This window comes from Lutibacter sp. A64 (assembly GCF_022429565.1).
GTDB lineage: Bacteria > Bacteroidota > Bacteroidia > Flavobacteriales > Flavobacteriaceae > Lutibacter.
Genome location: NZ_CP092487.1, coordinates 3,784,866 through 3,798,025, shown reverse-complemented (window position 1 = coordinate 3,798,025; position 13,160 = coordinate 3,784,866). Strand labels below are relative to the sequence as shown.

Below are 13,160 nucleotides of genomic sequence, written 5' to 3'. Positions count from 1 at the left end.
TTATTTAATCATATTAAGAATAACAAAACGAGTTTTAACATTCTAAAACATCAATGTTTTATTACTCTTAATATGATATATTTCAAACTTTTTAGTTTGCTTAAAAAAAATTGTTATGTGAATTTGCAGCTAATTATTTTGAGAATAATTAGGTTTAGTTATCTATCCAAAATGGGTAGAATTTAGCACCTTCTTTACAAGTTAAAGGGTTGCTAAGGCTTCACAGGGTCTATTCCCTCTGCCTTTCTTGATAACAATAGTCAATATGCTTATGAACTAAGCAACAAATTAACGCAATAATTTTTTCTCAAACAAAATTTAATCTACTATTTTTTTGAAAGCCTGTTCTAAATCTCCTTTTAAATCTTCAATATCTTCAAGACCTACAGATAATCTAATTAGATCTTGACCAACACCTGCACTTGCTTGTTGCTCAACTGTTAATTGTTGATGTGTTGTACTTGCTGGATGTATAATTAATGATTTTGTATCTCCAATATTTGCAAGTAGTGAAAATATTTCAGTTGCATCTGTGACTTTTTTAGCTGCTTCAAACCCTCCTTTTACTCCAAATGTAACCAATCCACTTTGCCCTTTTGGCAAATATTTTTTAGCCAATGTATTGTACTTATTACTTTCTAAACCTGGATAATTTACCCAAGCTACTTCTTCTCTACTTTCTAACCATTTTGCTAATTCTAATGCATTTGCACTGTGTTGTTTAATACGAACAGGTAAAGTTTCCAACCCTTGTATAATTTGAAAAGCGTTAAACGGACTTAAAGCACCACCAAAATCACGTAAACCCTCTAAAATTAATTTAAAAGTAAATGCTGCAGCTCCTAAAGCTTCACTATAAACTAAGCCATGGTAACCTGCTGACGGCTCTGTAAATTCAGGAAATTTTCCGTTTGTCCAATCAAAAGTTCCAGCATCAATAATTGCACCTCCTAAAGAATTCCCTTGTCCGCCAATATATTTTGTCAATGAATGAATTACCAAATTTGCTCCATGTTTAATTGGATTTAATAATGCTGGCGTTGCAACCGTATTATCTACAATAAATGGAACACCAGCAGTTTTTGAATGCGCTGCAATAGCTTCTAAATCTAGAACATCTAATTTTGGATTTCCTAAAGATTCTACAAAAAACGCTCTCGTATTCTCTTGAACAGCATCTTTAAAACTATCTGGATTTGAAGCGTCTACAAATGTTGTTGTAATTCCTAATCTTGGCAAAGTAACATTTAAAAGCGTATAGGTACCACCATATAAACTACTTGATGCAACAATATGATCTCCAGCTTTTAACAAAGTTAACAATCCTGTTGAAATTGCTGAAGTTCCAGAGGCAAATACAACAGCTCCAACTCCTCCTTCAACTGCTGCTAAACGTTGTTGCAAAATATCATTTGTTGGATTGTTTAATCTTGCATAAATAAACCCTAATTCTTTTAATGAAAATAAATTTGCAGCATGCTCTGTATTGTTAAAAACATATGAAGTTGATTGATAAATTGGAACTGCTCTAGTGCCTCCATTTTTTGTTGTATCGTGTCCTGCGTGTAATGCTTGTGTAGAAATTTTTTGAGTACTCATAATCTTATAATTTTATTTTTTTAGTTTTAATTTTTAATAAAAAAAGTCCCTTTGGTTCTAGGTATTACCAAAGGGACTTTTATCTAATTAGATTTTATTTTCCATTTATTTTAGGCAATACCAGTTCATTGTGTTACGCATCATTCGCATACACATTTCAAATTGGTTTGACGTTCTATTTTGGAAAGTAATTTTCATATTATAATTGTTTTTAAAATAAAAAACCTCTGATTTTCATCAGAGGTTTTTATTATTTATGTTTTATTAAATTTTAAACAATAGCATCCTCTGTGTAAATTCTACACATCATAGCACGCATTATATTAAATTTAATTGTCATTTTATTCTTTTTTGATACGACAAATGTAATCACATTTTTTTAAAATCCAATAAATATTTTATTTATTTTAATGTTGCTGTTCCAAAACTAACAGAAAAATCTACACACCAAATATTTACAATATTGTATTTTGAAACATCTATATTTTCAGGAATACCATAAGTAAAATCTCCAATAATCCCCTTTAAATCTCCCAAATTTACAAACTCATTAGCATTTGAATCCGTTGATAAATAAACTAGTAATTTAGGCCCATTATCTGTTTTAAAATTTGTAAACGATAAAACTGATTTATCTGAATTTACAGATGCTTTTCCGGAAGTTGGATGTGCCCCATCAATAAAATCACCCATTATTAAAGTGGGTTCACTTGTAGTATTTTCTTCATTTATATTGTTTTCTTCATTTTCTATACGTACTTCAATAACATCCATTTCATCGTTATTTTCTGAGCAATTGCTAAATGTTATTACAAAAAGCATGAATACAATTAAGTTTTTCATTTTAATTAGTTTAGTAAATAAGAAGTCGTAAAAAACTCAAAATCATTACAAAAAATATATTTAGAAATTATTTAACAGTTATTTAGCTTATAACTTTTTATTTTTCATAAATTTGCAGACGAAATATTTAGGAGGAAAAATTTGATCTGATTGCAACCTCGTTAAAAAATGCTAAAGCAGTAATTTTTTACTCCTTTTAGCGACCAACGCAATCAACAAACCTCTCTTCAAACAATTTAAAATTAAATAATTATGTCATATTTATTCACATCAGAATCTGTATCAGAAGGGCATCCAGACAAAGTCTCAGATCAAATTTCAGATGCATTAGTAGATAACTTTTTAGCTTTTGATTCAAATTCAAAAGTAGCTTGTGAAACCTTAGTAACCACTGGTCAAGTTGTATTGGCTGGAGAAGTAAAATCTAAAACTTATTTAGATGTTCAAAAAATAGCAAGAGATGTTATTAACAATATTGGTTACACAAAAGGAGAATATATGTTTGATGGAAACTCTTGCGGTGTTTTATCTGCAATCCACGAACAATCTCAAGATATTAACCAAGGTGTTGATAGAGCTACAAAAGAAGAACAAGGAGCGGGAGACCAAGGTATGATGTTTGGTTACGCTACCAACGAAACTGAAAATTTAATGCCATTGGCTTTAGATTTAAGTCATAGAATTTTACATGAATTAGCTGCATTAAGAAGAGAAAACAACGAAATCACCTATTTACGTCCAGATTCTAAAAGTCAGGTTACCATTGAATATACCGATGATAATGTTCCGTTTAGGATTAAAGATATTGTTGTTTCAACACAACACGATCAATTTTTAGAAGATGATATTGAAATGTTAGCTAAAATTAAGTCAGACATTATCAATATTTTAATACCAAGAGTAATTGCAAAATTACCAACTTCAATACAAGCTTTATTTAACGATAATATTAAATACCACGTTAACCCAACAGGAAAATTTGTAATTGGCGGACCTCACGGTGATACCGGCTTAACTGGTAGAAAAATTATTGTAGATACTTACGGTGGAAAAGGTGCACACGGTGGTGGTGCTTTTTCTGGAAAAGATCCTAGTAAAGTAGATAGAAGTGCTGCTTATGCAACGCGCCATATTGCTAAAAATTTAGTTGCGGCTGGTGTTGCTGATGAAATTTTAATTCAGGTTTCTTATGCCATTGGTGTTGCAGAACCTATGGGAATTTACGTAAACACTTACGGAACTTCTAAAGTTAACAAAGCAGATGGTGAAATTGCTGAAATTGTATCAACATTGTTTGATATGAGACCTTCTGCTATTGAAGAACGTTTAAAATTACGCCAACCAATGTATTTAGAAACAGCTGCTTACGGACATATGGGAAGAGACAACCGTATTGTAAATAAAACATTTACAAATGTAGATGGCTCTAAAGTTTCTTTAGATGTTGAATTATTTACATGGGAAAAATTAGACTACGTAGCTAAAATAAAAGAAGCTTTTAAAATTTAGAAAAAGCTTTTAAAATAACTATAAAGAGACTGCTTAATTTATTTTAGGCAGTCTTTTTTTTACAATTTATGCCATTTAAAACTATTTCAAATAGCATTAAATTATACGTAGCAACTTCAAAATAATAAAAATTTAACATTATATTAACTAATTTAAACGTCTTGAAATTAAAGGCATCGCATAAAAATTATTGTTAAAACGTTAATTTTGAAGCAACAATCAATTTAATAAACAGTTAATATATATGTCTAAAAAAACAACAACGCTATTTGCAACCATTTTATGTATAACACTCGCATTTACAAGTTGCAAAGAGAATAAGCAAACAACAAAAAACATGACCGAAAATAATATATTATTACAAGAATGGACAGGTCCTTATGGTGGAGTTCCAGCTTTTGATAAAATGAATCTTACAGATATTAAACCTGCAATTGAAAAAGGTATGGAGCTAAAACTTCAAGAAATTGATGAAATTACAGCAAACACAGAAGCTCCAACATTTGAAAACACCATTGTCCCGCTAGAAAAATCTGGAGAAGCATTGAGTAGAGTTTTTAAATATTATGGTATTTGGAGTTCTAATATTTCATCTTCAGAATTTAGAGCAATTCAAAGTGAAATGGCTCCAATTATATCTGAATTCAACTCTAAAATTTCACAAAATTCTGAATTATTTAAACGTATTAAAACCGTTTACAACAACGCTATTAAAAACCCTTTAGAAGCCGACCAACAACGCGTTATTCAACTTATTTACGAAGATTTTGCTATGGGTGGCGCAGAATTAGACGCTGAAAAAAAAGCACGTTACGCAGCCATAAACAAAGAACTTTCTTCATTATATACTAATTTCTCAAATAACATTTTAGCCGACGAAGAAAATTATGTAGTATACTTAACTAAAGGTCAATTAGGTGGCTTATCAGAAGGAATGATTAAATCTATGGCTAAAATTGCTTCAGAAAAAGGGCACGAAGGTAAATACGCAGTACCTAATACACGCTCTTATATAGATCCGTTCTTAACCTATTCAACCGAAAGAGAATTACGTAAGCAAGTTTGGACAAATTATTATTCGAGAGGCGATAATGCAGATGAGTTTGATAATAATAAAAATATAGCTAAAATTTTACAACTTAGAAAAGAACGAGTAGAATTATTAGGTTATGATAATTTTGGTGATTGGCGTTTGCAAAACAGAATGGCAAAAACTCCTGAAAACGCTATGAATTTAATGAATGCGGTTTGGCCTGCTGCTATTGCAAGAGTTAAAGAAGAAGTTGCTGATATGCAAGCTGTTGCAAATGCAAATGGAGACAACATTACAATTGAACCTTGGGATTACCGTTTCTACGCAGAAAAAGTTCGTCAACAAAAATATGATTTAGATTCTGACGAAGTAAAACAATACTTACAATTAGATAAACTAACTGAAGCGCTATTTTTTGTAGCAAGCGAATTATTTAATTACAATTTTACACCAGTTCCAGAAGGAAGCGTTCCTGTTTTTCATGAAGATGTAAACGTTTGGGAAGTAACAGATAAAACAACTGGAAAACATATTGGATTATGGTATTTAGACCCATTTGCAAGACCAGGAAAACGCTCAGGAGCTTGGGCTACAACCTATAGAAGTCATACTACTTTTAATGGTGAAAAAACTGTATTAGCATCTAACAACTCTAACTTTGTTAAACCAGCTGCAGGTGAAGCATTATTAGTTTCTTGGGATGATGCTACCACATTTTTACACGAATTCGGACACGCATTGCATTTCTTTTCTTCAAATGTAAAATACCCTACTTTAAATGGTGGCGTTAGAGATTACACAGAATTCCAATCTCAAGTATTAGAACGTTGGCTAGCTACAGATAAAGTGATAAATCAATTTTTAGTTCATTATAAAACAGGAGAAGCAATTCCTCAAAGTTTAGTTGAAAAAATTAAAAAAGCATCTACTTTTAACCAAGGTTTTGCTACAACCGAATATTTAGCTTCTGCAATAATGGATATGAAACTTCACTTAGCAGACCCAACAAATATTGATATTGATGCTTTTGAAAAAGAAACATTAGAAGCAATGAATATGCCGAAAGAATTGGTTATGCGCCATAGAACACCACATTTTGGACATGTTTTTTCAGGTGAAGGTTACGCAACTGCATATTACGGTTATATGTGGGCTGATGTTTTAACAGCTGATGCTGCAGAAGCTTTTGCTGAGGCTCCAAACGGATTTTACGATAAAGAATTGGCTGCGAAAATGGTAAAGTATTTATTTGCACCTAGAAACTCAATGGATCCTGCTGAAGCTTATAGATTATTTAGAGGTAGAGATGCTAAAATAGACGCATTAATGAGAGACCGCGGATTTCCAGTTTCAAAAAATTAACAAAACTTAAAACCTCTATTCTAGCAATAGTATAAATTGTATAAATGTATTTCAACTTCGAACTTAAAAAAACATTTAACGAAGTTGAAATACATTTTTTATTTTAAAAATAGCTTAAAAATCAGTAACTTGTAAAATGAAAACTAAATTATTGAGTTATGAAAAATAAAAATCTATTTCTTAAAATACTATCTAATAAAGTTTCCATTTTTATTTTTATTTCCCTAATAGGATTTCAAAATATTGTCTATTCAAGTACATTAATTGTTAATGACACTGTTGATTTTAAGCAGTATAAAGGTAAAATTATAGATTCAAAATCAAAAAAACCATTAGTTTTTGCAACGCTTTTAGTTAACAATACCAATATAAGTTCTATAACAAATACACAGGGTGAATTTCAATTAAAAATTCCAAAAAAATATAGTAAAAATCTCGTTACAGTTTCTTTTTTAGGTTATACAAATAAAGCAATCGACTTTAATACTTTAAATGAAGACAAAATCGTAATTACATTAGAAACTCATATTGAAAAACTTTCTGAAATTAAAATAAACATCGAAAATGCCGATGCATTGATACGAGAAATGTTAAAAAACAAACAACACAATTATTTTGATTTTGCCACATCTATGACAGCCTTTTATAGAGAAACAATTAAAAAAAGAAGAAGTTACGTATCGCTTTCTGAAGCAGTAATTGAGGTTAACAAACAATCATATCTAAATCGTAAAAAGGATTTAATTAAACTTTATAAAGCACGTAAAAGTACAGATTATAACAAATTAGACACCATTACTTTAAAGCTAAAAGGAGGTCCTTCTAGCACCCTAAAAATTGATGTTATAAAAAATACATTCGAGTTTTTTGGAGATGATGTTTTTGAAAACTATCAGTTTAAATTTGCAAATGCTACCAAAATAGACAACAGACCTATATATGTAGTTAATTTTAAACAAAAAAACCATATTAAAACCCCTTTTTACTATGGTCAATTATTTATAGATGCTAATACTTACGCCTTAATTAGCACTAAATTCCACTTAAATTTAGACAACAAACAAGAAGCTAGTAGATTATTTGTTGTTAAAAAACCAAAAAAAGCAGATGTTACACCTATAAAAGCTTCTTACCAAATAAATTATAGAGAAAAAGATGGCAAATGGTATTTTGGATACAGTAGAATTGAATTAGGTTTTAAAATAAACTATGATAAACGTTTATTTAATTCAGTTTACAATCTAATTATGGAAATAGCAATTACAGATTGGGAAAAAACTACAAACATAAACACCATTAAATTTAAAGATCGGTTAAAACCATCTATAATTCTTAGTGATGAAGCACAAGGCTTTTCAGATCCTGAATTTTGGGGCGAATTTAATGTAATTGAACCCGAAAAACCAATTGAAAATGCCATTAAAAAAATTCAAAAACAATTAAAAAAGAACTGATAACTGTTAAAAATATCTTTATTTTTTAATTTTTTTTAAAATCAATTTGTTAAAAAATAGTTTAACATTACTAATAACGGTTTTTTCTTTAACAATTTTTTAAGATTTTTTGTACTGAGGTTTAATAAATTAGGCGTTTAATAATTTTTAATCATTAATTAATCATAAAAAACGCATGACTCGTAAATTTTTTACCACACTATTAACACTACTATTAATAGTGGGTGTTACTTCCCAAGCAGATGCTCAAAGGAAGAAAAAGAAAGAACAAGAAGCTGCTGCTAAAGCAGCTGCAGCAGCAACACCAAAACCAAAAAAAGGTGATATACTTCCTTACGGAAAAGTAATTACCAAAGATGCAAAAACCGATGAAGGTTTATTTAAAGTCCATTTTGTAGATGATAAATACCTTTTTGAAATTCCAGATTCTTTACTAGAAAGAGAAATGTTAATGGTTACTAGAATAGCCAAAAACACTTCAAACAATAGTAGTTTTGGTGGACAAAAAGCAAATACAAAAGTTTTACGCTGGCAAAAAAAAGGAAAACAAATTTTATTACGAGTTGTATCTCATAATGTTGTAGCTGATGAAGATTTACCAGTACACGAAGCAGTTACAAACTCAAACTTTGAACCTGTTTTATATGCTTTTCCAATTAAAGCTTTATCTGAAGATAAAACTGCAACAGTTATAGATGTAACAGACTTATATGCTACTGATGTAAAAGCTTTAGGTTTACCTGATAGAGTTAGAAAAGGTTACAAAATTACAAGATTAGATACCCAAAAATCATTTATTGACAGTATTAAAAGTTACCCTTTAAACATAGAAAGTAGACACGTAAAAACATATAGTGCAGGTGCACCACCATCAAATTCAAGTACTGGAACTGTTTCTGTTGAGATGAGTAATTCTATGATTTTACTTCCAAAAGAACCAATGAAAAGAAGACTTTTTGACGAACGTGTAGGTTGGTTTACCTCTAGTCAAATAGATTATAGTTCTGAAGCTCAAAAAAGTGAAACCATTACTTATTTAGATCGTTGGAGATTAGAAGTTAAAGACGAAGATATTGAAAAATTTAAAAGAGGTGAATTGGTTGAACCAAAAAAACAAATAGTTTATTATATAGACAGAGCAACTCCAGAAAAATGGCGACCTTTTATTAAACAAGGTATTGAAGACTGGCAAGTGGCTTTTGAGGAAGCAGGTTTTAAAAATGCAATTATAGCTAAAGACGCACCAACAAAAGAAGAAGACCCTGAATATAGCCCAGAAGATATACGTTATTCTGTAGTACGTTATTTAGCCTCTCCAATTCCAAATGCAAATGGTCCTCATGTAAGCGACCCAAGATCTGGTGAAATTTTAGAATCAGACATTAACTGGTACCACAATGTAATGAGTTTATTACAAGGTTGGTATTTTGTACAAACAGCTGCTATTAATCCTGAAGCACAAAAAGTTGGATTTAAAGATGAAGTAATGGGTGAACTTATAAAATTTGTTTCTTCACATGAAGTTGGACACACATTGGGTTTACCTCATAATATGGGAAGTAGTTCTGCATACCCAGTAGACTCTCTAAGATCAGCTACTTTCACTAAAAAATATGGTACTGCCCCTTCAATTATGGATTATGCACGTTTTAATTATATTGCGCAACCTGGAGATGAAAGTGTTGCAATGATGCCTAATATTGGTGTGTATGATAAATATGCAATGAAATGGGGATACCGCCCAATCTTAGAAGCTGAAACTCCTGAAGATGAAAAAGAAATCTTAGATAGTTGGATTTTAGAACATGCTGGCGACCCATTATACAGATTTGGTCACCAACAAGCTGGAGATGTTGTAGACCCTAGCTCTCAAACTGAAGATTTAGGAGATGATGCTGTTAAAGCAAGTGCTTACGGTATTTCAAATTTAAAAATTATTATGAATAATTTGATTGACTGGACTTCTAAAAAAGGTGAAAATTATGACGATTTATCTGAAATGTACGGTCATGTAGTTTCTCAATTTAATAGATATATGGGACATGTTTCATCAAATATAGGTGGTGTTTATGAAAACTTTAAAACTTCAGATCAAGAAGGTTTAGTATACACGCATGTACCTAAAGAACGTCAAAAAAATAGTTTGAATTTTGTAGTAGATCAATTATTTAAAACACCAACTTGGTTAATCGACAAAGAAATTATTGGAAAAACTGAATACTCTGGAATTACAGAACGCGTTAGAGGTCTTCAAGTAAGAACACTTAACAACGTTTTAAGCTTAGGAAGAATGATGCGTATGATTGAAAATGAAACTTTAAACGGCTCTGAAGCATACTCATTAATTTCTATGATGAGTGATTTAAGAAATGGTATCTGGACAGAATTACGCTCTGGAAGAAGTATTGACACTTACAGAAGAAACTTACAAAGAGCACATGTAGAACAACTTGCAAGCTTAATGACTGCAAGTGACTCTAGAACACCTTCTAGAAAATCTAGCTATGTAAAAAGCACAACTGTTACTGTAAAACAATCAGATATAATTCCAGTTGTTAGAGGTGAATTAAATAGAATTAAAAGAGATGCTCAAAGAGCTGCTAATGCAGCACCAAATACAATTACAAGATATCATTTACAAGATATTGCAGAACGTATTGATGCTATTTTAGACCCTAAATAATAAATTAAATTCAAAAGAATTTAATTAAAAAGCCTCCAATTTGGAGGCTTTTTTTATGATTTTAATAAACCCATCGAACTTGATTTAGGTTCCCATAATAATTAATATTTTGGTTATTCTTGTAAACCTAAAGCTTCTAAACCTTGTTCAAAAACAACATCTACAGGTATATTTTGTTCGCTTAACATATCTAAATCTTTTTGCAAATCTTCTGATATAATTCCTTTTTCAGCTACCAATTTAGCTACACCATCATAATCACCATTACCTTGTAAGGTTAAAATAATAGTTGACAACTCTTCCATAGCTGTTTGCATTTTATCGTAATTAACTTTATAAGTTCCATCTTCATTTTTAGTAAAAGCATCTTTTTCTTTAAAGAAATTAAAACGAATCATATTTGCTTTTCCGTGTGCACTTGAAGCTCCAAAACGAACAGATCTAAAAATCCCTGTCATAAAAGTGGTCATATAATCTTTTATATCTCCATCAATTTCTCCTTTTTTATGTAATTGCTGTACCATATACAATCCTAAAATATCAGCTTTTCCCTCTTCTAATGCAGAAGCTAATTCTTTTAAAGAGCTCCTTACAGTTCCTTTACCATTAATGGTATTTTTTATTCCCAAACCATGGGCAACTTCATGAAACATTGTATTGGCAAAAAATGCATCGAAAGTAATGTGCTTACGTTGACTTTCATCAATAATTTTATCAGCAATTGGAATTAATATTTTATCAAATTTTGCACGCATTGCATTTTTTAGCTGCAATCTTCTTGTTCCTTTTTGCAATTGAACTTCTTCATCATTTGGTAAGTTAATAGCAATTGTTTTTCCTCCAGAATTACAATCACCAGCATAATACACAACATCATACGCATTTAAGTCAGAGTCTGTACCAGGTGTTTCCGTTTTATATGCTTCATCAACAGGTAATCCTTTTTGTAACTCTGGTAAAAAATGTGCAAATTTCTCTAATTTTTTACTCCATTCTTGGTCTTTTATTAATACATAAGCTTCATGTGAAGCTTTATTTCCAAACAACTGATCTTCATAAGTTTCAATAGGACCAATTACAATATCTAGTGTATTTGTTTTCATATCCATCCACGCAAAATCACTTGCTTGATAGTCATCGTTTAAAAATGCCTGCGCACGTAATTCTAAATAATTCTTTAGTCCTTCATTTTCAGCTAATTTTGAAGCTTCTAATAATAAGTTTGAAACTTCTTTCACTTCCTTTTCAAATTGCTCGTGATACCAAATAGTTTTTAAATTTCTATCTTCATCTCTTCTAACAAAAGTGTATAAACTAGATTTATTTTCATCAGAAAAGGCTTCAAATTCTTCTTTTGTCATATCTATAGGATAATAATTTGCTCCTAAAGGCTTCTCTCCTATTCCTTCAACAAAAGGTTTATTTCCGTCTAATCTATCCCAAGGACCATAATTTATTTCAGCAAACTGTTTCGTTTCGGAAGCATCAATTTTGGCTAGTAATTCATCTTTATCTCCATAGGCTTCATACCAAAAAAGAGCATTCATTTTATCTGCGGCCTCAATTAATAATGGCAACATTTTTTGCTGATTTTCGGTTAAAACATTTAAATCTGAAGTTAATTTAAATGACACATATTTCTCTAAATTCTTATCCATTTCTGTCAATTCTCTTTCAACTGTAACTTGTTTTACAGGTTTACGCGCTTCTTTATCTTCTTTACAAGAAAACATAATTGCTAAAACAATTAATGCGGCTATTTTTTTCATAAGTATTTGGTGTTTTTTAACGTAATTTATTATAAATAATTTTATTTAAATTTTCTTTTCAACAATTAATTTTGATAAACATTTATTTAAATTTAAGTTATAAAATTAAATAAAAAAATTGTGACACAATACTATATTAATTTTATAACATTAAAATTAAGACTTACCTTTAAATTAAATACTATTTAATCTTTTAATTGTTTTACTGATTTTTATTCAACAAAACAAGTGTATTTATGATTTTTTTTAAAAAAATATTGTTTTTTATGTAACTTTTATTACATTTACAATACTAACTAATCAAATTTATTCATGAAAAATCTTCCTTCTAGAAGGTTGTTTTTGCGCAATACCGCAATTGCAGCAACAGGTTTAGCACTATTTTCTTCACCTACTTTTGCTACTTCTTTTACAAATACAGAAAGTCCATTTGATGGATATAATCCTTATGCCAAAGAGACTACTGATTTGAGAACCTCATCATTATTTGGAAAACATTTATCTGTAAAAGGGATAATATTTGATAAAACCGGAACTTTCCCTTTATCAAATACTTCAATAGAGGTTTGGCATTTATCTCCAAATTCAAATACATACAAACATCATGCAAAATTAAAAACCAATACTAATGGTGAATACAATTTTGTAACCGACTTTCCTAATAAGGAAAAAGGTAAAATGAGCAGAATCTATTTTAAAGTATCTAATAATTCAAAAACATATTTTACGGAATTATTAATAAATGATTTTGGAGCTAACATTACGGGAAAACATTGGGAAGAAAATATCCAATTAAAAGATAATTTATTTCCTATAAAAAAAGGTGCTAAAAACAATTCATCTGTTGTTTTTAATATTTCTATCTAAAATACATGTTTAACTGTTTTTTTTAAGTAACAGCTAAATCT

8 protein-coding genes and 1 riboswitch are annotated in these 13,160 nt (G+C 30.0%); of the genes, 5 read left to right on the top strand and 3 right to left on the bottom strand.

Annotated elements, in window-relative coordinates:
- Positions 1-155: 155 nt before the first annotated feature.
- Positions 156-257, bottom strand: a riboswitch (SAM riboswitch).
- A gap of 61 nt (positions 258-318) precedes the next feature.
- A complete protein-coding gene (locus MKD41_RS15410; protein WP_240243233.1) occupies positions 319-1,599 on the bottom strand; it encodes an O-acetylhomoserine aminocarboxypropyltransferase/cysteine synthase family protein in 1,281 nt (426 codons plus the stop codon).
- 402 nt (positions 1,600-2,001) lie between these two features.
- Positions 2,002-2,442 (bottom strand): DM13 domain-containing protein, encoded by a 441-nt coding sequence (locus MKD41_RS15405; RefSeq protein WP_240243232.1) that lies wholly within the window; start codon positions 2,440-2,442, stop codon positions 2,002-2,004.
- A 252-nt stretch (positions 2,443-2,694) separates the two neighbouring features.
- Here MKD41_RS15405 and metK point away from each other — a divergent pair, with 252 nt between their 5' ends.
- From metK to MKD41_RS15385, 4 genes are all read left to right on the top strand, one after another.
- A complete protein-coding gene (gene metK / locus MKD41_RS15400; RefSeq protein WP_240243231.1) occupies positions 2,695-3,951 on the top strand; it encodes a methionine adenosyltransferase in 1,257 nt (418 codons plus the stop codon).
- 244 nt (positions 3,952-4,195) lie between these two features.
- Positions 4,196-6,346, top strand: a complete 2,151-nt coding sequence (locus tag MKD41_RS15395) for a M3 family metallopeptidase (protein WP_240243230.1) — start codon at positions 4,196-4,198, stop codon at positions 6,344-6,346.
- Positions 6,347-6,504: 158 nt separating this feature from the next.
- On the top strand, positions 6,505-7,800 hold the full coding sequence (locus MKD41_RS15390) for a carboxypeptidase-like regulatory domain-containing protein (RefSeq protein ID WP_240243229.1): 1,296 nt from the start codon (positions 6,505-6,507) through the stop codon (positions 7,798-7,800).
- Positions 7,801-7,975: 175 nt separating this feature from the next.
- Positions 7,976-10,483: a zinc-dependent metalloprotease gene (locus tag MKD41_RS15385; protein ID WP_240243228.1), complete on the top strand. Its 2,508-nt coding sequence runs from the start codon at positions 7,976-7,978 to the stop codon at positions 10,481-10,483.
- A gap of 113 nt (positions 10,484-10,596) precedes the next feature.
- On the opposite strand, the gene MKD41_RS15380 is transcribed toward MKD41_RS15385, so the two are convergent.
- Positions 10,597-12,252 carry a dipeptidyl-peptidase 3 family protein gene (locus MKD41_RS15380; RefSeq protein WP_240243227.1) on the bottom strand — a complete coding sequence of 552 codons (1,656 nt, stop codon included), beginning with the start codon at positions 12,250-12,252 and terminating at the stop codon, positions 10,597-10,599.
- A gap of 312 nt (positions 12,253-12,564) precedes the next feature.
- Between MKD41_RS15380 and MKD41_RS15375 the strand changes: the two genes are divergently transcribed.
- Complete coding sequence (locus MKD41_RS15375; RefSeq protein ID WP_240243226.1) at positions 12,565-13,119, top strand: hypothetical protein; 555 nt, start codon at positions 12,565-12,567, stop codon at positions 13,117-13,119.
- Positions 13,120-13,160: the final 41 nt, after the last annotated feature.